Origin of the sequence: Paenibacillus radicis (ex Gao et al. 2016) (assembly GCF_014641555.1) — a bacterium.
GTDB classification, from domain to species: domain Bacteria; phylum Bacillota; class Bacilli; order Paenibacillales; family Paenibacillaceae; genus Pristimantibacillus; species Pristimantibacillus radicis.
The window spans coordinates 352,989-375,285 of sequence record NZ_BMHY01000003.1; the positions used below are offsets into that span (position 1 = coordinate 352,989).

The following is a 22,297-nucleotide window of genomic DNA, read 5'->3' on the forward strand; positions in this document are numbered from 1 at the left end:
TGATTAAATACTTATCAAGTTTAATTACTTACCAAGCGTAAGCTTTAGGCGCGTCTCCGCCCGGTCCCGGGAATATTTCATCGATCCGGGCGAGCGTTGCCTCATCCAGCTTCACTTCTACTGCACGCAGCGAGCGCTCAAATTGATCCAGCGTTCTCACTCCGATAATCGGCGCTGTAACGGCCGGGTTCGAAAGCAGCCATGCAAGTGATACCAGATCCTCCGGTTCGCCAAGCTCATCACAAAGCTTTCCGTAAGCATCCAATTGCTCGCGGTGCTTCTCCAGACGTTTGTTATCCCCGCTTCTGCGCCCGGCATCGCCGCGGCGATGATTACCGCCCAGCAGACCGCCGTCAAGCGGACTCCAAGGAATAACGCCCAAGCCGAGCGCCTTCGAAGCCGGCAATACTTCCAGCTCCGGCAAACGGCATAACAAGTTATATTTATGCTGCTCTGAGATCAGACCCAGATGCCCTCTCGCTTTCGCTTCTCCTTGCGCCACTGCAATATCCCAGCCAGCAAAGTTGCTGGACCCTACATAACCGATCTTCCCTTGCGCAACCGCCGTCTCAAATGCCGACCACAGCTCGCGCCAGTTAACATTCCGGTCCACGTGATGCATTTGATAAAGCTCAATGTGGTCTGTTTGCAGACGCTTCAGCGAACCTTCGAGATGGCGGCGAATTTTATAAGCCGACAGACCTTGTTCACGATTTGGACCGTCATAAGTATCATGCATGTCGCCGTATACTTTGGTAGCGAGCACTGTGCGCTCTCGGCGGCCTCCGCCTTGCTGAAACCAGCGCCCGATAATCTCTTCGGTGCGGCCTGAATTTTCTCCCCAGCCGTAGATGTTGGCCGTATCAATGAAATTGATCCCGGCATCAAGAGCCGCATCTAGAATGCGGAACGATTCTTTCTCGTCGGTATCGACACCGAAGTTCATCGTGCCCAAGCATAAACGGCTTACTCTAAGTCCGGACTGTCCCAAGTACGTATATTCCATGAATCATTCTCCTCTGCCTCGCAATTTTTTATGGATACAATACCCATTATACAAAAATAATAAATACGTACCAAACTATGTTCACAATGGCATGACAATTGCCCGCTATACTTGCGGCAGGAGGTGCACCATTCCATGGCTAAGCATGATTATTTCCGTCAGCCCAAGCTGCTCATTTTGTACGCATCATATGGAGAAGGACATGTGCAGGCCGCCCGCGCCATTCGTGACGCGCTGGAGGAGCAAGGCAATTACAGGACCGTGCTCATCGATCTGATGGCCGAGTCTCACCCTTGGCTCAATGAAATGACCCGCAAGTTTTATCAGCAAAGCTATACGCGCCTGCCCGCCCTTTACGGCTGGGTCTACGGCGTTACGCGGCCTATGAAGCATAACTCCTTATTCGGGGGATTGCTGCATTCTTTGGGCCGCGACAAAATCAAACGCATAATGGCGCAAGAAAAACCCGATGCTGTTATTCATACGTTCCCTTTATTCGCACTGCCATCGCTCAATCGGCGCTCCCTCTTATTCGGGAACCCGCCCTCCTATGCGGTCATTACCGACTTTGACCTGCATCGGCGGTGGGTACATCCCGATATCGAGCGCTATTATGTCGCAACCGATGACCTGAAGCAGGAGCTTGGCATGCTGGGTATTCGCAGCACCAGTGTTCATGTCAGCGGCATCCCGCTCAAACGGGGCTTCCACAATGTCGCTCCGAATCTGGAGATATTCCGAAAGTTTGGTCTGGACCCCGCTCAGCCGACGATCCTGCTCATGGCAGGCGCACAAGGCGTCATGCCTCATATCGGTAAACTATGTTCCGGCCTGCTTGAAGAGCATCCGTCTGTTCAGATTGCACTCGTCTGCGGGCGCAACGAAAAGCTGCGCCATACGGTGGAGCGGCGTTTTGCCCATCATCCGCATGGCTCGCGCCTGCATCTGTTCGGTTACGTCGAGCAAATTCACGAGCTGATGTCGATCTCTACCTGCCTTGTTACGAAGCCTGGAGGCGTCACACTCTCGGAAGGCATAGCCGCAGGTCTGCCTATCTTTATCTACCGGCCTGTTCCTGGCCAAGAGAAGCAAAATGCCGTCTATTTGCAGTCAAAGGGAGCCGCCGTCATCTGCCGGAAGCCTGAGCAGTTGATCGCTAGCTTGCTAAGCGTCATTAACGACCCGGAGCGCCTTTCCAGCAGCAAGGCTTGCTTGAACTCCCTGCAATTTACGGAGTCGGCTGCGGAGAGCATCGCACGTGATATTTTAAGCCGCATCCAGTCCGGGAGATCGCTATTTTCAACGGTGTAATTCAATGATAAAGGGGTTTTATAGCCTGTGAAATTAACGAATAATCCTTGGTTTGGAGCGGAGCTGCGGCTCATCTCGATCATTTTGTTCATCGTCGAGTTTGTCCGCGGCGCCGTACTGATCAGCCTGCTGCCCATCTACGGGCAAAAAACGCTCGGCTTATCGCTCGATATTATCGGCGTCGCCATTACGGCACATTACTTGACCGATACGATTCTGAAAATGGCCATCGGTTATTTGCTCGACCGGTTTTCGATCCGGTTCGTCGTTCAAATTGGCCTGCTCCTCTCGCTGGTTGGCGTGTTCCTGTTCCAATTCGCCCAGCTTCCATGGGTGTTCATTGCCGCTTCCGCCCTGTACGGCATAGGAATGTCGCCGATCTGGATCGTCTGCCTGACCAAAGTAACGTCGGAGCAGCGGGCGACACAAATGGGCTTCCTCTACACGATTTGGTTCGTCGGACTAGGCTCCGGACCGATTGTCTGCAACATTTTGCTCGACTATAACGCTGTCGGCACCTACTACTTGCTGCTTGCCCTGGCCTTCGTCAGCTGGGTGCTTTCCTTCTTCATGAGCGGCAAGCGCGCTAACGACCTGAAGCCGGTGCCGATTCGCGATCAGTTCGCGGTATTGGGCTCGCAGCTTAAGCAAATGCGGCTGCTGCTTCCCGGTATGATCCTGCAGACCGCAGGCGCCAGCATGCTCGTCCCGATCCTGCCGAGCTTCGCCGAGAAGCATCTCGGCATCCCCGGCACTCAATACTCCTTACTTCTCACGCTAGGAGGAATATGTGCTGCCGCAGGCCTTATTCCGATGGGCCGTTTAACGGACAAGCTAGGCGGCAAAAAGGGATTTTTGGTCGTCGGCTTTATTTTTTTCGCCGTCAGTTTATATTTATTGGCATGGAAGCTTCCATTCTGGTATTGTTTAATCATCGCAATGGCGCTGGGCTTATCCTATGCTGCCGTTCTGCCTGCGTGGAACGCTTTGTTGGCCGCTTACGTGCCGCCGAAGCAGGAAGGGCTTGGCTGGGGCATTTTATCCACCTTTGAAGGCATTGGCGTTATGGTCGGACCTCTGGCCGGAGGATTTATCGCTACCTCTTACGGGGAGCCATCGGTTGTATGGATTAGCGCTATACTGTTCGGATTAATCGGATTGTTCTATTTATTTCTCCCGTCGAGAGCATTGAGCGGACGAGCATCGGGATAACATAGTAAGCTCCGTAAGGATAGGGAAAGAGTGGGGATTACGAGTTCATGACAATGATTCAAAATTGGCTGCATCTGCTCCAAAATATCGATCTTGAGCATCTTCAGCGTACGCTGGAGAGCTATGCGGAATTTGGCCCGCTGCTAGGAATCACGCTGCCGCTATTGGAAGCGTTTCTGCCTTTTCTGCCACTGCTTGTTATTGTTGCTGCTAACGCCAACATATTTGGGCTATGGTTCGGTTTCCTGTTTTCCTGGATTGGCGTGTCCATTGGCGCGCTGTGTGTATTCTGGATCAGCCGCCGGCTGGGGCATAACGTCAGGGCGCGCATCGAACGCCGGTTCCCGCGTTCGCAGAAGTTTTTCAAATGGATCGAAAGCAGAGGCTTTACGCCGCTTTTCCTGCTGGCATGCTTTCCTTTCTCCCCTTCCTCACTCATTAACATCGTGTCGGGGTTAAGCTCCGTCCCGTTCCGTACCTTTGCCATCGCTACCGTGCTCGGCAAGGCGGTTATGATTCTAAGCATCTCGCTGATTAGCTTCGATATTAGCAGCTTCCGCCAAGAGCCTTGGCGTATCTTCGTCACCATCGCTGTCATCCTTGTGATGTGGTTCGGCGGAAAACGGCTGGAAGCCCGCTATCAAATTAGCTGACTACATCGGAGAGGGGCTTTTCCCGAATGTTCAATATCGGAGCCACGTTAATCGTCCTGCTCTTCGCGGCGCTGCTTCTTGGCGCCATGTTCTTTTTTATCCGGATCTCCACGGACGATTCAGATAAATACAAGGAGTGGAAAGAGATGGTGGAGTCGCTGTTCGGCACGCCTGCTTTCCTTCGCCCTGGCGCGGGCGAGCAGCCGGGTAATGCCGAAGCGGCCGCTGCCGCCTCGGCGCAGCCCTTCACGGAGCTTTGCCCCGCCTGCAGCGAGACCGTCACGGAGCAGAACATCGACTGCCCGTCCTGCGGGCTGCGCTTGATGTAACACGTATCGAGCGCTTCTTGTGGCCGGCGGGTGGCAGTCCCTTGACTTTGGAAACTTGTTCTCTTCTGCTGTTCTGCTGTTCTGCTGTTCTGCACCCTTCTGCTCCCTCGCTGCTCATCTCTGCCGCCACATTGCCTATTAGCCCTTTTCACCATATTTACTCGTCCCCACACCTTGATGCTTGCACACTGACTATTCGGTCTCCCACCTCTTAGGCCGCTTATCCCGTCCACCTGACTGCTCTGCTCGCTCTTGCCGACTACTAAGTTGCTTCACTTAAGACCCTCAAAGGACCTTAACTACACTTTCTTACCTGCTTTGTGTTTCTTTAAGACCCTCGCAGGACCTTAACGCCTTACCTCCATGCCGAATACCGCCTGTTTCTTGTTTGTTTTCTAGGTTAAAGGCTTTTCAAGGTCTTATTCGCACTTTCACTCATGCTTTGCACCCCTTTAAGACCCTCGCAGGGCCTTAACTCCTTCCCGCCATGCCGAATACCGCCTGTTTCTTGGTTGGTTTCCGGGTTTAAGGGCTTTTCAGGGTCTTAACCGCACTTTCACTCATGCTTTGCACCCCTTTAAGACCCTCGCAGGGCCTTAATGCCTTCCCGCCATGCCGAATACCGCCTGTTTCTTGATTGTTTTCTAGGTTTAAAGGCTTTTCAGGGTCTTATTCACACTTTCACTCTTGCTTTGCACCCCTTTAAGACCCTCGCAGGGTCTTAACGCCTTCCCGCCATGCGGAATACCGCCTGTTTCTTGATTGTTTTCTAGGTTTAAAGGCTTTTCAGGGTCTTATTCGCACTTTTATTCTTGCTTTGCACTCCTTTAAGACCCTCGCAGGGTCTTATCTCCCTCCCGCGCTTCTTCCCCTTACCTCGTCGTATTCAATGACCCAACGATCCCCTCCTTCGCTTCAAACTCATACAATTCTTCCTTTTGTGGCAAACTGTTGGAGCATCCTCAGCCGAAAGGAGGAGACGCAATTGTCAGGTGAACAGCCATCCCACAAACAAACTGCGGCAAGCAAAGCCCAGTCGAAAGCCGACCGTACCGGTGCAGGCAAGCAGAAGGCAAGCGAACTGCAGTCCGAGGCCGACACGGCTGCGGTACCGAAGCACGGACAATAAGCAAACGGAAGGACGAGTACGATGAACGAGCATGATAATGATAACCGGCAAAACGATATGGACCCCATCTCCGGCGAAAATGTCGACGTAGACGGCGTCTACGAAAACGAGTGGGGCCGCGTCGAAAAGCTTGAACGCGGAGATGTATTTCCAAAGGACCCGCAGTTGGGCTCAACGGAATGGGAGCTAGTCGAGCTTGACTTCGACAACCACCATGAAGGGCGTACTGATCCACGGCTTATTCCGAAGGACGACGACAACGATCCCGAGGCTCATATGCAGCATCCCCGCCGCCATAAGGGCAGCAATAAAACCGATAATTAAATAAAACAAAAACGGGCTGCCCATGTTCGGTTGATAACAACCAAACATGGGCAGCCGTTCCTTTTCACTATCATTAACCAGAGTGGATTGCATGAAGGGTACCTAACCTGTTCCTAACCCTTGCTAGGCTTATCCGCCAAGCTCTCAACCGCTTCTTCCTTCTCATGCCGGCCTTCCTCGGCCGCGCCCCGCTGCTGCACCTGGTCAACCAGCTTTTCCAGCCGCCGCAGATGGTAAGCATATTCGAACAACCCAGAAGCCACGAAGACGAGACGCTTATGCTCGTCCGGGTCTTCCCTCAAATAATCGGTAAGCTCTTTGACCAGCTTGACTTCACGGTCCTCTTCCGGTTCAATCGCCGCATGAGGCTTCATTTTATTCTCAAATTTGAGCAAGATCGATTCATGATATTTGGTCAAATCCTCGATCTGACGGTCAAATTGCTGAGCCCATTGCTCCGCTCCCGGCGAGGCAAAATAATGCTCCTCTACAACGTCAAGGAGTTCAGAGCCCTTTTGCAGCGATTTGATCATCTGCTTGGATACGAGCAGCTGGCGGGCATGGCTTTTTTTCGTCCGGGCCAGCACCTTCCGCTCCTCTTCGAACAGCGTATACCGATCCTCCAGCTTGCGCAGCGTAGCATGCAGCGCTTCCTTCTCCTTGCGGTACACCTGCTCCTTCATCTCGTTGGAGATCGCCGTGCGAAGCAGCAGCGACAGCTGCCCATATGCGTGATGCACCTGCTCCGTGAACTGCTTTCTGGGCCTTGGCGGGAAGACTAGAACATTGACCGTGAATGCGGCCCCGATACCGGTCAGCACCATCAGAAACCGGTCTAACGCAACCGTAATATTTTGCCCATGCGCCTCCATGATCGCCACAACGGTGACGAGCGTAACACCAATCGTCGTCTCCATCTTCAGTCGTATGCTGACTAGAATAACGAGTATACATACGAGTCCCACTGCAATCGGCGTTTGACCGAACAACTGCATCGCCCCGAGCGCCATCGCAGCCCCGAGAAGATTCGTCTGGAACTGGTCCAGCACCTGCTGCCACGAACGATAAATCGACGGCTGAATCGTCAATATGGCCGCTACCGCCGTAATAAGTGGCGATGGAAATCCGAATAAACCACTTAAATAAATCGCCAGTGCGACAGCCATTCCTGTCTTCAGCACCCGCGCTCCAATCGTCATACGTCCTTCTCCTCTACCAGCTCTTGTGCTTCCTATTATGCCACATTTAAGCGCCGCAGTCTTGTCCGTGCCTAGAAGCTGCTCTCTCAGCTAAGAGATGGCAGGCAAAACCGGCTGCGCTCGGGAGCTCGGAAAACGAATATAAAAGGTCGTTCCTTCTCCAGTCTGGCTGTAGGCGTTAATTTGGCCGTGATGGTTGTCCACGATTTTGTAGGTTACCATCATGCCAAGGCCCGTCCCTTTTTCTTTGGTCGTGTAGAAAGGCTGGCCGATCTTAGACAGCTGTTCCTTCTCCATTCCCGGACCCTCATCGTGAATCGAGACCGTTACGGTGCGCCCCTCCTCCAAATCCGCCAGAATCGTAATCCGGCCGCCGTGAGCCATTACTTCAATTGCATTTTTTATCACATTAATAAAAACCTGCTTAATTTGATTTTCTACGCCCATCACCCAAAGCGGCTGTTGATCCATCTGCAGCACCATTTCAATATTGTGCAAAATCGCTTCGGTCTCCAGTAATGCTACGGTCTCGGAAAGCATTTTGCGGATATCCTGTTCAGCCAGATCATATACTTGGGGCTTGGACAGCATTAATAGCTCGCTTACGATTGCCTCGATTCGTACGAGCTCCGATTTCATAATGTCATAATAGTTGCGGTTATCGGCACGTCCAGTGGTAATCAACTGTAGAAAACCTTTTAACGAGGTAAGCGGATTACGGATTTCATGCGCAATTCCAGCAGCAAGCTGGCCGGCGATATAGAGCTTCTCAGAGTTGATCATCAGCTCTTCGTTTTTCTTCCGCTCAGAAATATCTCTAATGATGACTTGAATAATCCACTCTCCGGACAGGCTGGTGCTGGATCGTACAATTTCGGTATAGAGCTGGGTTCCCTTTACGGTCTGCCATTCGAGCTCCATCGGTTTTTGCTGAACTTCATTAGGTTCGCTCTCCTCGTCGTGAAGCCAACGGCTGAGCTGTTCATGATGCTTGACGTGAAGAAATTGGCGGACCGGCTTGCCAATCAGTTCATCCGCCTGCTTCGCTTCGAACATACGAAGGCCGGCTTTATTGATAAAGGTCCATTTATTGTTTTTGATCATAGCGATCATATCAAGCGAGTTTTCAACAAGCAGCTTATACTGCACATTCATCTCATTGTATTTGCGTGCCGCATACCAGGTCGTGAAGGTGAAGCTGAAGATTAGAAGCGTCGCGATACCTAGCAGAAAAGCGAGCAGCAGCAAGTAGTTGTTCAGTCGATCAGTCGTGACTACCTCGACATGCTCAATCTTCAACGCCATTAAGCCGATCTGATGCAACGCCATTGCGGAAGCGCCAAGCACAGCGCTGCTGATCATTTTATAGGTTTGCCGTTTGAGCATAAATAGATAGAGTGAAAAGAACGTGCCTAAATAAATGATGATAAAGGAGAGAATCAGCAGCGGGTAGTCGACTTCGCAATTCCGTATTTCCCCGGAGAGCATCGTCACATAATGCAATGCAGCCGCTCCAACGGATATATAAATACTGCTCGTTAAGAGCCGGATGTTAAGCGCACATTTCGACCATAGATTCATGATGCCGAAATAAGTAAGCGCGGAACAGCCTATCAGCGCGTACAGCATTTTCATATCCAATACAATGAGGTAATCGGAACCCAGCATCGATACGACATGCATCGTCCAGAGTCCTAAACCCAGTACGAGAGACCCGCCAACAATCCAGTTTTTAAGCGAAAACCTCTGCTTCGTACGCGGCTGCCCCACCATGCTGAACATTGTATAACAAGCAAATACAATGATGAGCAGCGATAATAACATATAGTAGAATTTACCTATCGTAGGATCGTGGTTCATACGGCTCCCTTATCTTCCATTATTGTGGCTGTCATTAGAAAATTCGACAATGCTGGAAAAAATCCTGTCGGCTTGCCCGGTAGAAAAAACAAAATTAATTGCGCTTCCTATCACATGTTCTGTACTTCCGAATCTAGCGAAAATCGACTAAAATGGTAGAGTAGTTTACGAATAATATGGGTATACTAGATTTAAAGGAGAGCGATCGTATTATGAAGATCATTCAGGAGTTTAAGGAGTTTGCCGTCAAAGGCAACGTGATCGATCTAGCAGTCGGTGTCATTATCGGTGCTGCTTTCGGGAAAATCGTAACGTCACTCGTCAACGATATCATTATGCCGCCGATCGGGCGCATTCTTGGCGGCGCGGATTTTAAGGGCCTGTTTATTAATTTGGACCCGGAGAAGGCAGAACGGCTTGGAGCTACCAAAGATCAGCTACATACTCTTAAGTATATGACCGATAACGGCATCCCCGTAATAGCATATGGCCAGTTCATCAACGTTTTGCTGGACTTCTTCATCGTAGCTTTATGTATTTTCTTCCTCGTCAAATTCATTAATGTGCTGCGCCGACTGAAGCCCGGGCAGGAAGAAGCTGAAGCGGAGCCAACCGAGAAGGAATGCCCGTACTGCTTGTCCCAGGTGCCGATCAAGGCGACCCGATGCAAGCATTGCACATCGCAGCTTGAAGTACCGGCAACCAGCGCATGACCGAGGAATTATTCGATATTTATGACGAGCAATTGAACCCCATTGGTACAGCTACCCGTTCAGAGACACATGCTCGCGGGTATTGGCACCGCTCCTTCCATTGCTGGCTGACGCGCCGCCAAGGAGAGCGGCGTTTCGTCCGTTTCCAGCTGCGTCAGGACGGCAAGGATACACATCCCGGACATTACGACATCACGGTCGCCGGCCATCTGTCAGCCGGCGAAACGATTCGTGATGCGGTACGCGAGATTGAAGAAGAAATCGGCATTTCTGTCGCCTTCGAGGAGCTGATTCCAATCGGTCAGCTTCGGGAAGAGGGAGTTGGCGAAGTGAACGGCGTACCATTTATCGACCGTGAAGTCAGTGATGTTTTTGGCTGCGTATGCGACTTGCCGCTAACCTCGCTAACGCTCCAAGCTGAAGAGGTGGCCGGCGTCTATGAAGCCGACCTTGAAGAACTGATCCGGCTGTTCGACGGAGAGTTGCCGGAATTGACCGCCGAAGGCGTCGAGGTTGTTGACCCGCTGACCGGCGGCCTCCAGCAGACGGGACGGCGAATCGTCCGCTCCGGCGAATTCGTGCCGCGCGAGGGTTACGCCGAAATAATGCGCGCGCTCCGCGCTTGTACGTGACATTGACGGCCTTCGGGCCGTCTTTTTTCGCAACTTCCTCCGACTTAATTACCGCTTTCCCTCCACGTCCCTGTGCACCCCAAGCCGCCTCCCAATTGCGATACCATTGATCAACCAGCCCATGGATGTTGTAGAAAACCGTCTGACGGGGAGCAAGATCAAAATTATCGATTTCAGGCTGATTGTAGATTCGCGCTGCCGTTGCGTGAATGCAGCCATGAATACCGCTGGATTCGATAAACCGGCCAAACTCATCCAACGTCGCAAACGAACGGGGATTGTTGATAATTCGCGCCTCTGCGGCCCGATTGTAGCACGGGGCGTTCCGTATCGCGGGCGGCACTTCCTTCCAACCCTCGATGTAGCGCATGTCGTAGCCTTGATTCTGATACCAAGAATACACCTTGTTTATGAAATAGCGGTGAAATCGCATAAATTGCTCCCCAAAACCCCGGGGCGGAATCGTTCCCGGTGTAACGTGATGCTGATGATGCCACACCTGATGCTCTTGCAGCCAATCTCTTGGAAAATTCGGAATTACCGGCACTTGAGCTCGCCTCCATACTCCATTTTCGCCTATGGCAGATGCCACAGTTTATGCAAATAAGCCTTGGGAAGTGTAGGCGGGTGCGACAATCACGAGAGATAACCATATAAAAAAGCGCAGGCCATTCAGCTTGACAGAAGAACGAATCGTTCTTTGTCCCTTGAATGGCCTGCATTTTATTTGACTAGTTGAAGGTTAAACTACCAGCGACGGTGGCAGCCGTCAAATCTGCGTTTAATACAAATATCGAAGGATACCGTTACTTCGCGGTTTCGTCCAAATGAACAACAAATTTTCACACAGTCGGAGCAGTTTGTGCAGAAGAAGTGTACGACTCTACAATCACATCCGATAATTCTTTGAATCGTACGGGCATCACGACAACGGATAGCACGTACCAATTGCTCTGCAACTTCCTCGCATCTCAATTGTGAGAAAATCTCGCTCAGCTCTTTACCTGCATGCTGCACAGCATCAACTGCTGAATCTCTGCGGCAGTCGCAGTTTTGGTGATCATTCCGATGATCTCGATGATCTCGATGATCTCTCTCACAGATGCAGTTGGATGAGATCCCCGCTCTTTTTTTCGTTTTGCTTACGGTTTTCACATTTTTGATCGTCAAATTACGTTTTGCGGACACTTGATTCCCCCCTCTCCTGTTTTGTTACTACATTCTATGCTTGTACGACAGAAGGGGATGGACAAGATGACCGCCTTAAAGACACATCCTAAAAGGCTGAATCTGCCGCTAGGCCCGAGGTTATAGGAGTAAACGTCATGAGAGGAACTCTGCCTATTGCTAACCTCCGAGTGAAGGACGGCAGTGCTTGTTGCCTGCTAGTTGATAGGAGACCGCATTCCTTTGTATGTTTTTCATAAAGTTGGCAAAAGCTAAGGTGACAACAGATAGGAGGCTTTATAAACCGATGAGAAAACAACTGGCTTACGGAATGATCAGCCTGCTCGCAGCGGGTGTTTTGTGGAATGGAGCGCTAGCAGGGACAGCTGCGGCAGCGAAACCAAGACCAACCCCCGCTAACCCTAGTCCACCAGCAGCGGCTGAAGTAAAAGTATCAATTGTAAACACCAAGGGCGAGGCAATAGGCGCAGCACTGCTCCAGGAAAAAAACGACGGGCTGCATATTTTCTTGCAGGCAAGCGGCTTGCCAGAGGGCGAACATGGCATTCACTTCCACAACGTTGGAAAATGCGAAGGCCCTGCTTTTGAATCGGCCGGTCCTCACTTCAATCCAGCCAGTAAAGAGCATGGCTTTGACAACCCGAAAGGGTTTCATGACGGTGACTTGCCGAACATTAAGGTCGATGCCAGCGGCAAGGTAGGCACCGAAATCGTAACGAAAAACGCAACGCTGGCGAAAAACGCTGCCAATTCCTTATTGAAAGAAGGCGGCACGGCGCTCGTGATTCATGAGAAGGCTGATGATTATAAAACGGATCCTTCCGGCAACTCCGGCAATCGGATTGCTTGTGGGGTTATTAAGTAGAATATTAAAAGAGCGGCTCCGTGTAGGGGCCGCTCTTCTTTGTATAGTATAGTTTGGTGCGATGCTTAGAGGTTCAGCGTACCCCGGGGGCGCTGCGTAGTTCGGTTCGTGCTGCCATTCTTGATTCTATTTTCACCATCGCTAGCACGATAAAAAAATGGATAGAATCTTCAAAAAGTCATCCCGAACTCGAACCACTCCGCTCACCCTAATCGAGCCTCAAACAATGCCTACTCACAAAAAATTTTATGATGTTAACCAATAACGAACCTGTTTCGCTATTTTGCGAAGAACGGTTCGTAATTTTAACCCAAAATGTGCAGATTAGCGATACTGTCGAGCATTAGCGAAGAGCATTTCGCTTTTGGAGAAGCTAGGTTCTCGAAATGCGAAATTTAGTTCGCTGCAGCCATGGAACACCCCATTATGCACTTGAGCAGCGAACTTTGATTCGTTTTTTAGCGAAGCAGGTTCGTTATGATCAAAGACAGCGCAATCCGAAACGCGTGCAGCGAACTTTGATTCACTCTTTAACGAAGCAGGTTCGCTATGGCCGAAGTCACCTCATTCGAACCTTTGTAGCCAACATTGAGCAGGTTCGCTATGGCCAAAGACATCGCAATCCGAACCGCGTGCAGCGAACTTTGCTTCGTTCTTTTGTGAAGCGGGTTCGCTATGGCTTGAGTAGTAACATTTCGAACCGTACGCTAGCTAGCGAGGTGTGGTTCGTTCTTTTATGAAACAAATGCACTATCGTTCAGTCGCGGCAACGTCGTCCGTTTTCGCTGAATCGGGATGTTTGGCGCGGATTTTTTGCCTTGCGTACAAACACCCAATCACTCTCCCCGCTTTGTACATAACTTACAGAGTGCTTAACACGTAAAGGAGGTGCATTTGAATGTCCGGTTTCGTTGGTGGTGCTTTTAACAGCACTGGCGTAATCCTTGTATTGTTCATCCTGCTCGTGATTATTGCTTGTAGCTGCGGTTTTGGGGGCGGCTTTGGCGGCGGTGGCTACGGCCCTGGGTATGGCAACGTCGGCGGCCTTGGAGTTGGCCCTAAAGGCTACTAATATCCATGGCGCTATCGAATATACGATTGAATATGCAGCTTAACTGCCCTAATAAACTTGTAGAGAAAGGACCCATTCCGATGGGTCCTTCTTGTATAAAGAGCCAGGTATAAGGCAAATAAAAACAAAAAAGCGCGAATTCCGTTTCAAACGGAACCCGCGCGGTTATTTAATAAATATGCTGATGAAGGGAATTGAACCCCCGACCTACGCATTACGAGTGCGTTGCTCTACCCCTGAGCTACATCAGCATGATTTTTATATAATACGAATTTTTGAGCGATTAGTCAAGCATTGCCGAGCTGCTTATGTCCGCCAATTTTGTGACGGTTTGATGTCGCCGCTGTCACCCCCAGCTTGCTCCTTATTTGCGCGTCGCGGCATAGGTTCAATCTCCCGCTCATATTTATGAGAGAACCTTTCTAGACATACAAAATAAGACAGCTCCCTAGCAAGAAAAGCCATCTAGAGCATAGTGGACAGAGATCAAGCAAAATCAAGTAGTGATACTCAGCCTAATATCAAATTTTTAACCATGCAATTGCCGCTCGGCGCAGTCTTTCTCGTATGCTATAATAGCCGCATCCCCGTATGGATGAGGTGAATCCGTGCAGTTTATTGCAATGGTTACAATGCTGCTTGATCATATCGGCGTCGTCTGGTTCCCAGGTGACTCGACATGGCGCATGATCGGAAGGCTGGCATTACCTTTATACGCCTATGCGCTTGTGATCGGCTATTTGCGCACACGCAACGTGAATCTTTACATCTGGAGAATGCTTGCCATCGCAGTCATTTCTCAGATTCCGTACTCTTTGACTTTCCGAACGCTGGAAATCAACACTGTTGGCACGTTGTTCATCTGTTTGCTGATGTTATGGGCGCTGGACAAGCTAAAAGACAAGCATGCGCTGCAAGTCGCTATCGCCGCTGTCACAATCCTTCTCGTTGAGTTGGTACCCGTCAGCTACGGCGCTTATCTTCCCGTACTCATCATCATTTATCGCTATTTGCCTGCCGGATCGATGGCTCCGCTGCACTTTGCGCTGAATGTGGTTTTTATGTTCTACAAGGGGTGGACCGTCCAGCTTTTCAGCGTATTAGCTACGTTGCTTCTCGTCTATATGCCCGTCTTTTTACGCGCGGTCGACCGTATACGGGTTCCTCGTGTCGTATGGCGCAGCTTTTATCCGCTACACTTGGCGCTAATCGCAGCCATTGATTATTCCAACTTGTTAGAAATTCGTTAGCAAACAAAACATTATTCTGACTAGCGTTTCATAACCTACTAAATATTTAACGGTAAAATGGAAAAAAACGATCGGAGGTGCAACCGGTCATGATGAAAATCATAACCTTTAAAAATCGATCCGTTCCTGTGTTTTTTCCTAATGAACCTACTACATCTGTTGAACAACTTCATCATAAATTAAAAGAGATGGAGTATAACTTCGATTTTCGCAAAAAGTGGAAACGTATTTCAAAAGTGGATGTCGTGAGAGACGTCGCCATTTTCCAATACAATGATGGTACCAAGCTTTATTTGGAAGTCAGCTAATTCCCGTTTACAACTGATTTAGGCAACAGAGAAGCGTCAGAACAACAGCAATCAAGGCGGCATCAGCCCATTTGCTCTCGTTCCGGCGCTTTTTGCGTTCCGACTCACGCCCCTCCGAGTAAGCGCCGGGACGATGTCTCCTCCTGCCGCAACCCCGCGGACTGATTGCCTCCGCTCATAACTGTCCCCACTCCACTTCGCTCTACATCAAACCACGCCACGCTACGAGGAACAAAATGCAAATCTGCATTTTGATGAGCCTCTAAAGCACCCCATACCGCTATCAAAATGCAAAAGTACATTTGAAATCGACCCATTTCTCCTTTTCGAAGCCTTTCAGGCTGATCAGCCTGCACATTTGCATTTTGATGCGATAAATTGCCGATATAACGGCTAAAAACCTGCACTTTTACATTTTGATTTATGCGAGGAGCCGATAACCGGACCCGTTCTGGTTCCTCCCAACAGAAGCTGCCTTCATTTGCCGCAAATAGGAGAGCAGAGCGGACTGAGTTAGGGAAAGAGGAGCGTTTAGAATTAGGGTTGAGCAGGGACAGGGTGAGCGGAGTGTTTTGAGTTCATGCTGACATTTTGCAGATTCTATCTGTTGTCTTCGATGAAGACAATGGAATCAAGAACGGCAGCATGAACCAAAACGCGCAGCGAACCCGGGGTTGATGCACCCACATCCCTGCCCCATCGCGGATCGCATCAACAAAGAAGGCCACCGATACGTCCACCGGCAGCCTCCCCCTATTTATGATTGCCTAAGCGAAGATAAATCCAATTCATCCGGCTTCATCGGCTTGCCGAGCATAAAGCCCTGAACATAGTCGCAGCCCCATTCCTGGAGCAGCCGGTATTGCTCGATATATTCAACGCCGCTTGCTGTTATCTCCAGCCCCAGCTTGTGAGCGAGTGCAATGACCATTTCTACGATATGGCGCTCGGCTGAAGGCATGTCGATATGCTGTGTAAATGCCGGGCTTATTTTCAAGCCGTTGATGGGCAGCTGCTTCAGACTAGCCAACGAGAAGCTGCCGGTGCCGAATTCGTCGATGACGAGCCGCACACCCTGAGCACGCAGCTGCGTCAGCACTTCCAGCGGCTGTTCACAAGGATTCTGCTTGTCTTCTTTGATTTCCAGCTCCAGACATGCCGGGCTAAGCCCGGTGTCGTTAAGCACATTCGCCACCATACTTGGGAATGCGGGGTCCTTTAGCTGCAGCGGGCTGACATTTACCGTAACGATTAGCTGCTCAAGACCGTAGATCTGCATGCTGGATAGCATCTGACATGCTTCCCGCAGCACCCATTCTCCAATCGGTACGATCCAGCCGTTCTGCTCCGCCACGGGAAGAAATTCGGAAGGCGCGATATTGCCGAACTCCGGATGATTCCATCGCAGCAGCGCTTCGAATCCTCTTAGCTTACCGTCTGAAATCCGGTAAATCGGCTGACAGCTTAATGAAAATTGCCGCTCATACAACGCTGTTCGCATTGACGCTTCAATGGCGACCCAGCGATTCAACCGCTCCGTATCCTCGAGCGAATAGAAACAGATTTTTCCCCAGCCTTGTGCTTTAGCCCGCGACAGGGCTGTCTCTGCCCGGCTGAGCAACTGCTCGCTCGTTCTGCCATCATTGGGGTATATGCTCGCCCCTACGCTTGCCGTCAGGCGGGACTCCATACCTTCAAGCTCGCATGCCGACTCCACGGCATACTTCATAGCCTCGACAGCGAGTCCGCCGTCCGGCTGGCTTCTGTCCAGCTCTTGCGCGAGCAAAAAATCATTTTCGCCGATTTGGCAAGCTAACATTTCGGCACCTCGAATGGCTCCCCGCGAGAGATGTGACTTTGCATGCTTGCTGTCTGCCTCAAGCGCAGCCTCACCTCCGCTGCCCGGCCGGGAGGCTTCCTTCTCCCTGCGATTTGCCGATTCAACGGTAGACTGTGCCCCCTGCTCGGGGTAAGCACTTGCTGCCCTTTGTCCTCCTGCGGCCAGTCGTTCTGCGACCGCACGAATCATTTCATTTCCGTATGCCATGCCCTTTGTCTCATTTATGCGATAAAACCAATCCAGATGAATGACAGCAACAACGAGCCGTTTTCCGGATGCGCGGGCCTGATAAAGCGCCAGTTCCAATTGGGCGAACGCTTGCGCGCGAGCCGGAGTTTCGATGACTGCTTGCACCTGTTTGACACCATCCTTTATCCTCATTAATTAGTTCTATCATCCCATACAAGTATTAGAAAAATTTAGGATGGTTGTTTAGAAGAGTGTTAGATTCATCTGTCAAGATGCTAAGAGGAGCAACTTCCGCCTAACATAAATAAAGAAGACCGCCCTGCGCAAGCAAGGCGGCCTTCCCTTCATCACAATGAATGCCTGTCTAATCAGCGACTCCTGCGTTTCTTCCGGCTTCCGAATAGTCAGCCGTGTACTTATAGCCGAATCCCCAGACCGTACGAATCAGACGGGGCTCCTTCGGATTATGCTCGATTTTTTTCCGTAAATTTACGATATGAACGTCAATCGCCCGATCCGTGACAAAGGAATCGAATCCCCTTATCGCGTTAATCAGCTCCTCACGGCTGAATACTTTGCCCGGATGGGCAAGAAACAGCTTCATCATCTCGTATTCGGAGAAAGTCGTCTCTACCAGCTTGCCTCTTACGAGCAGTAAACGGCGTTCCAAATCCAATTGAATCGGCAAGCCGTTCAACGCGGGTAGAGCCTGTTCCGCTTCTGCCTCTGGTTCCGGAGCGGCAATATGGGAACGGCGAATTAACGCCTCCACCCTTGCCGTCATCTCATGCATGCTAAAGGGCTTGCACATATAGTCATCCGCTCCGGCCTTTAAGGCCAGCACACGTTCCGACACTTCACTCTTCATGGACAAAATCATAATCGGCACATTAGACCGTTCTCTGAGCGTACTGCACACTTCCATGCCGTCCCGATCCGGCAGCATTAAATCCAGCAGCACAATATCGGGATCAAATTCATTCGCCGTCCGCAGCCCTTCCTCCGCAAGTCCCGCTTGCTTCACCAAGTAGCCTTCTTCCGACAAATACATAGACAGCATATCACTCATCATGACGTCATCTTCTATGACTAAAACTTTATACACTGGCGCCACCCCTCATTGGGATTGGAGATTTCTGTCGAATTCGATATTATATCCATAATATACAATATCGCTCCCAGAGGGACAATCGTTTGTTAGAAAAATGTTAGGAATATTTGTCGAACTAGCAAACAATTATTTGCTACATTCTGTTTTTCAATGCGAATAGTGTTTCGTCAAGCCGCTGTCTAAGCCGTCCGGCAGCTTCTTCCCAGCCTTGCTCCTCGAATGGCTCTCGTTTGACAACCGCCTCTAGCGCCCCAGCCTCGCAAGCGATGGAATGTGCCGATAAATGACTGGAAGCGCCCTTCAACGTATGCAGCATTCGTTTGACCGTGCTAAGCTGTCCGCTTTGCAAGTTTGCTTCAAGCTTATCCATGAAATCCGAGTAATCGCTCTCGAATTGATCCAGCATATGCAGCAAAATCATTTGCTTGCCGTTCACACGAGCAAGCGCCGCATCCAGATCAATTCCTTCAACGGCCGGTATCGTATGCTCGATCAATGCAGGGGCCCCCGGCAGCTTGTCCTGCAGCGAGCGGGCAAGCGGCAGATGAAGCGACAAAGCAATAGCGGAATACAGCTGCTCCGCGTTAATTGGTTTCGTAACAACTCCGTTCATACCAATCCGCATGTACGTTTCATGATCGGATCGAAGCGTATTGGCCGTCACTGCAATAATCGGAATATGCCGGTATAGAATGTTGTCGCGAATGATCCGCGTCGCTTCCATTCCATCCATCTCCGGCATGTGAATATCCATCAGGATGAGCTGCCACTCTTCCTGCTCCAGCATCTGCAGCGCCTCCTTGCCGTTCGCCGCCACGCCAACCTCAAAGCCGTAAGCCTTCAGCATTTCCTGGGCTACCATCTGATTAATGGCATTATCCTCCGCAAGCAAAATGCGCACGCCGCTTGCCGGCCCCGCTGCCATCGAAACGGCAGCTTCTGCGGCAGCTTCTCTCAGCGCATGATCTGCAAATCGCCGCTGCTCTGTGCTGGCGGAATCGATCATCAGCCGGCTAAGCGCCGTATACATCGCTTGCCGCGTAACCGGCTTCGTAAGCAGCGCAGACGGCCGCTCTGATTCCGGCATCTGCAGCAGCTCATCCCTTCCGAAGGAAGTGGTGAACACAGCAGTCTGAACGCCTGCGGCCTCCGCTTCCTTATGGAAGGCAAGCCACGTTTCCGCCCCATACATATCCGGCATCTCCATATCGAGCATAATAAGCTTCGGCCGTTCCGCCGCCTTCACCCGCTTCAAGCGTGCCCTAGCCGATTTCCAGGAATAGAACGGTACAGGGGTCAGCCCAAAGGAATCGACAACTTTATACCAGTGAAGCCGCATTTCATCATTATCCTCGACGATCCAAATCGGCTTCTGCTGCTCAGCTCCTTCAATGGAATAATTCACAGGTGCTGAATTTGGCAGCAGCGCAAATCGAAGCTCGAATTGAAAGCGGCTGCCGGCTCCAAGTTCACTCTCAACCTGCAGTTTGCCGCCCATCATTTCGACGAAAGCATTGGAGATAACGAGGCCGAGACCGGTGCCGCCAAACTTGCGGGTTGTGGAGCTGTCTGCTTGCGTAAACGGCACAAACAGCTTGTCCACCTGCTCCTGCGACATCCCGATGCCAGTATCCTCTACCATGAAGCGCAGCTTCAGGCTGTCCTCCTGCTGATCCAGAACCGTGAGCCTCAGCATCACTCTGCCCTGTGACGTAAACTTAATCGCATTCATGCAAAGGTTGAGCAAAATTTGCTCCAAGCGCAGCGGATCGCCAACGAGCGTAATCGGCAAGTCCTTCGGTGAATCCAGTATAAATTCGAATTGCTCTTTGCCGCCCATAAAGATGCTGAGCTGATCGGCCAACCGGTGAAGCAGCTCCTCCGGCTTAAATGCCAGCCGTTCCGGTTCAACTTTGCCGGCCTCGATTTTGGAAAAATCGAGGATGTCGTTAATAATGCGAAGCAGCGTGTCGGAGGACGTGTTGATCTTATCCATATAATCCTTCTGCGAGGCCGACAGCCCCGTACGCCGCATAAGCTGCGCCAAGCCGATAATGCCATTGAGCGGTGTGCGTATTTCATGGCTCATCAGCGCCAAGAAGCTGCTCTTCGCCGTATTCGCTTCCTCCGCTTCTTGCGTAGCCCGGATCAGCTCCTCCTGGATACGCTGCTGCTCGGATACATCACGAGCTATACAGGAGTAGAACAATTCACCCGTCCGGCTGTTGGCATGGGCAACAACGACCATCGATACAAATATTTTTTTGCCCTCGCAGGTGAGCAGTTCCGCATTGCCCTCCCAGAAGCCCAAGCGCTCTGCTATTCTAGCGCCGTTAATCAGCTCTTGGTATGCAGGCGGTTCCAAATGACGCTTTAATGTCGTATATTTCGCCGATGCGTCCAGCGCCAGCATTTCCTTGCCTGCCGTATTCATGTAAATAATGCGCCCTCTATGATCAACAGAGGCAATTAAATCCTGCGCGGAGCCCACGATATCGAGCAGCCGGTTCTGCATCTTTTCCATCTGCAAGTGCTCCGAAATGTCATAGGCCATGCCCACGGTTCCTGTAAATTTGCCGTTATGGTCACGCAGTCCGTTGCTGCTGTGGCGCACCGGAATTCTAGTTCCGCTTCTATGTATGAAAGTCCATTCCCGCTCGTAAGAGAAGTTTTCCAGCCTCAGTTCATGGAACAGCTCCAGCCCTGGCACAACGGTTCTCCCCAGCCGATCGGACAACAGCTCCGCTTCCTCGCGAATCTCCTCCGGATCGATGAACAGCAGCGGCGTCGCATGACCGCGCACCTCCTCCAGCTTATAGCCGATTAAATGCTCGGCAGCCGTGTTCATATAGGAAATGCGGTAATGTTCATCCAGCACGATAAACGCATACTGGTTCTGGTTAATAATCGCGCCGAGCTGCTCGAACATATCCTTCAAGTGCACCATCATGCCATTGACAGATGCCGCCAGCTTGCCTACCTCATCGCTTGGCAGCTCGTTCAAATGCTCGGCATCGAACCTGCCGTCCGCCGCTTGCTCCGTTACAGCAAGAATGCCTTCGAGACGGCGGACGATCGTTGCAAAAAAGATAAAAAACAAAATAACGACGACAATTTCCGCCAGCGCAATGGTCGCAAAAGTCTGCAGGAACACCCGGTTCAGCCCTTCGTTCAGGCTGGAGCTTGGCATTTCCAGCGAGAAGCGCCATCCGGTCACCGAATCCACTTTTTCGTAAAAGACGATGTGTTTATGCGTTCCCCTTTTCTGCTGGAAGGTTCCCGACTGCTCCTGCTGAGCGGTTCCTGCACCCTTGGCCTTGGCTTCCATCGCTTCCTTGAATCCAATTGTTTCATCCAGCTCCTGATTGGGTGCAGCCGAATAGATCATCTCGCCTTCACGGTTGAACATCCGGAATACGCCTGTTTCCTGCTTTTCTTGACGGAGATAGGGCTCAAGCACGGACAACTGCATGGAAGCATAGACGACACCGATAATTTTGTTCTGATCGCCATAGACCGGAACGACGATAAACGACTGCTTGTCATTCTCGAAAAAAGGAATCATCGGATCGGTAATCGTAACTTTGCCTTCGATAGCATCCAAGAAGAAGGATTGGCCGCCCATGGGAATCGTTGGTCCGTTGGTCCGGATCGCAAAACCGTTGGGATGAACGAATCCGATCGCATGGTAGGTAAAACCGGATCGCACGAGTTCACGATTGAAATAACGCAGGCGCTCCTCGTCCGTTCCGAAACGGACAACGTCGGTGCGGCTCATAACCAGCACCTCAGCGCGCCGGATAGCAAGCCAGGCCGCCAGCTGGCTCGCCCCGCTTTGCAGCCTGCTCATCGTTTTCTCCTTCGCCGAATCGATCATTTGCTCACGTACGGTCATATAGTTGCTGACCCCGGCGAGCAATAACGGAATGATGGAGATCAACACGATCAGCAGCAGTCCTTTTGTTCTGAGCGACATTTTATTCAACCCGCTTGCTCCTTCCGAGCGATGTCATTTCTTGTATTATACCGTCCAAGACTGCCAAATGGCGATATGGCGAAAAAAAACGCCCGGACAGGGATTCCACCCCGTCTAGGCGTCTAGTCTC

General features: G+C 51.0%; 18 protein-coding genes and 1 tRNA gene. 12 read left to right on the forward strand and 7 right to left on the reverse strand.

The genetic code is table 11. The annotated features are described in order from the left end of the window. Positions 1 to 28 precede the first annotated feature (28 nt). Entirely contained in the window at positions 29 to 1,006 is a 978-nt protein-coding gene (locus IEX98_RS10205; RefSeq protein ID WP_188888890.1) for an aldo/keto reductase, read from the reverse strand. A 135-nt stretch (positions 1,007 to 1,141) separates the two neighbouring features. Between IEX98_RS10205 and IEX98_RS10210 the strand changes: the two genes are divergently transcribed. The 6 genes from IEX98_RS10210 (at position 1,142) to IEX98_RS10235 (ending at position 5,964) form a co-directional block, all read left to right on the forward strand. Continuing rightward, a complete protein-coding gene (locus IEX98_RS10210) occupies positions 1,142 to 2,317 on the forward strand; it encodes an MGDG synthase family glycosyltransferase (protein WP_188888892.1) in 1,176 nt (391 codons plus the stop codon). A 27-nt stretch (positions 2,318 to 2,344) separates the two neighbouring features. Beyond that, entirely contained in the window at positions 2,345 to 3,529 is a 1,185-nt protein-coding gene (locus tag IEX98_RS10215) for an MFS transporter (protein WP_188888894.1), read from the forward strand. Positions 3,530 to 3,576: 47 nt separating this feature from the next. Further along, on the forward strand, positions 3,577 to 4,182 hold the full coding sequence (locus IEX98_RS10220; RefSeq protein WP_188888896.1) for a TVP38/TMEM64 family protein: 606 nt from the start codon (positions 3,577 to 3,579) through the stop codon (positions 4,180 to 4,182). A gap of 26 nt (positions 4,183 to 4,208) precedes the next feature. After that, the gene (locus tag IEX98_RS10225; RefSeq protein ID WP_188888898.1) at positions 4,209 to 4,511 is read left to right on the forward strand and encodes a hypothetical protein; all 303 of its coding nucleotides are present in this window, start codon (positions 4,209 to 4,211) and stop codon (positions 4,509 to 4,511) included. A gap of 985 nt (positions 4,512 to 5,496) precedes the next feature. Then, on the forward strand, positions 5,497 to 5,640 hold the full coding sequence (locus IEX98_RS10230; RefSeq protein ID WP_188888899.1) for a hypothetical protein: 144 nt from the start codon (positions 5,497 to 5,499) through the stop codon (positions 5,638 to 5,640). A gap of 21 nt (positions 5,641 to 5,661) precedes the next feature. Continuing rightward, positions 5,662 to 5,964, forward strand: a complete 303-nt coding sequence (locus IEX98_RS10235; protein WP_188888901.1) for a transposase — start codon at positions 5,662 to 5,664, stop codon at positions 5,962 to 5,964. 113 nt (positions 5,965 to 6,077) lie between these two features. Here IEX98_RS10235 and IEX98_RS10240 read toward each other — a convergent pair whose 3' ends face one another. Together IEX98_RS10240 and IEX98_RS10245 are read right to left on the reverse strand one after the other, a co-directional pair. Continuing rightward, positions 6,078 to 7,163 carry an FUSC family protein gene (locus IEX98_RS10240; protein WP_188888902.1) on the reverse strand — a complete coding sequence of 362 codons (1,086 nt, stop codon included), beginning with the start codon at positions 7,161 to 7,163 and terminating at the stop codon, positions 6,078 to 6,080. A gap of 90 nt (positions 7,164 to 7,253) precedes the next feature. Beyond that, a complete protein-coding gene (locus IEX98_RS10245) occupies positions 7,254 to 9,023 on the reverse strand; it encodes an ATP-binding protein (protein ID WP_188888904.1) in 1,770 nt (589 codons plus the stop codon). 212 nt (positions 9,024 to 9,235) lie between these two features. Here IEX98_RS10245 and mscL point away from each other — a divergent pair, with 212 nt between their 5' ends. The 4 genes from mscL (at position 9,236) to IEX98_RS10265 (ending at position 13,493) form a co-directional block, all read left to right on the forward strand. Next, complete coding sequence (gene mscL, locus IEX98_RS10250) at positions 9,236 to 9,736, forward strand: large conductance mechanosensitive channel protein MscL (RefSeq protein WP_188888906.1); 501 nt, start codon at positions 9,236 to 9,238, stop codon at positions 9,734 to 9,736. Then, complete coding sequence (locus tag IEX98_RS10255; protein WP_188888908.1) at positions 9,733 to 10,368, forward strand: NUDIX hydrolase; 636 nt, start codon at positions 9,733 to 9,735, stop codon at positions 10,366 to 10,368. The genes mscL and IEX98_RS10255 overlap by 4 nt, the downstream gene beginning before the upstream one ends. 1,474 nt (positions 10,369 to 11,842) lie before the next feature. Beyond that, positions 11,843 to 12,421, forward strand: coding sequence for a superoxide dismutase family protein (locus IEX98_RS10260; RefSeq protein WP_229692079.1), 579 nt, complete (start codon positions 11,843 to 11,845; stop codon positions 12,419 to 12,421). An 898-nt stretch (positions 12,422 to 13,319) separates the two neighbouring features. Continuing rightward, positions 13,320 to 13,493 carry a hypothetical protein gene (locus IEX98_RS10265; protein WP_188888910.1) on the forward strand — a complete coding sequence of 58 codons (174 nt, stop codon included), beginning with the start codon at positions 13,320 to 13,322 and terminating at the stop codon, positions 13,491 to 13,493. A gap of 179 nt (positions 13,494 to 13,672) precedes the next feature. On the opposite strand, the gene IEX98_RS10270 is transcribed toward IEX98_RS10265, so the two are convergent. After that, positions 13,673 to 13,744: transfer RNA gene (locus IEX98_RS10270), tRNA-Thr, on the reverse strand. Positions 13,745 to 14,101: 357 nt separating this feature from the next. Between IEX98_RS10270 and IEX98_RS10275 the strand changes: the two genes are divergently transcribed. Both IEX98_RS10275 and IEX98_RS10280 read left to right on the forward strand, forming a co-directional pair. Beyond that, positions 14,102 to 14,743 (forward strand): TraX family protein, encoded by a 642-nt coding sequence (locus IEX98_RS10275; protein WP_188888912.1) that lies wholly within the window; start codon positions 14,102 to 14,104, stop codon positions 14,741 to 14,743. A gap of 89 nt (positions 14,744 to 14,832) precedes the next feature. Then, positions 14,833 to 15,051 carry a hypothetical protein gene (locus IEX98_RS10280; protein ID WP_042168206.1) on the forward strand — a complete coding sequence of 73 codons (219 nt, stop codon included), beginning with the start codon at positions 14,833 to 14,835 and terminating at the stop codon, positions 15,049 to 15,051. A gap of 757 nt (positions 15,052 to 15,808) precedes the next feature. On the opposite strand, the gene IEX98_RS10285 is transcribed toward IEX98_RS10280, so the two are convergent. From IEX98_RS10285 to IEX98_RS10295, 3 genes are all read right to left on the reverse strand, one after another. Beyond that, positions 15,809 to 17,272 (reverse strand): putative bifunctional diguanylate cyclase/phosphodiesterase, encoded by a 1,464-nt coding sequence (locus IEX98_RS10285; protein ID WP_188888914.1) that lies wholly within the window; start codon positions 17,270 to 17,272, stop codon positions 15,809 to 15,811. 172 nt (positions 17,273 to 17,444) lie between these two features. Beyond that, positions 17,445 to 18,185: a response regulator transcription factor gene (locus tag IEX98_RS10290; RefSeq protein ID WP_188888916.1), complete on the reverse strand. Its 741-nt coding sequence runs from the start codon at positions 18,183 to 18,185 to the stop codon at positions 17,445 to 17,447. A 139-nt stretch (positions 18,186 to 18,324) separates the two neighbouring features. Further along, on the reverse strand, positions 18,325 to 22,167 hold the full coding sequence (locus IEX98_RS10295; protein WP_229692102.1) for a response regulator: 3,843 nt from the start codon (positions 22,165 to 22,167) through the stop codon (positions 18,325 to 18,327). Positions 22,168 to 22,297 lie beyond the last annotated feature (130 nt).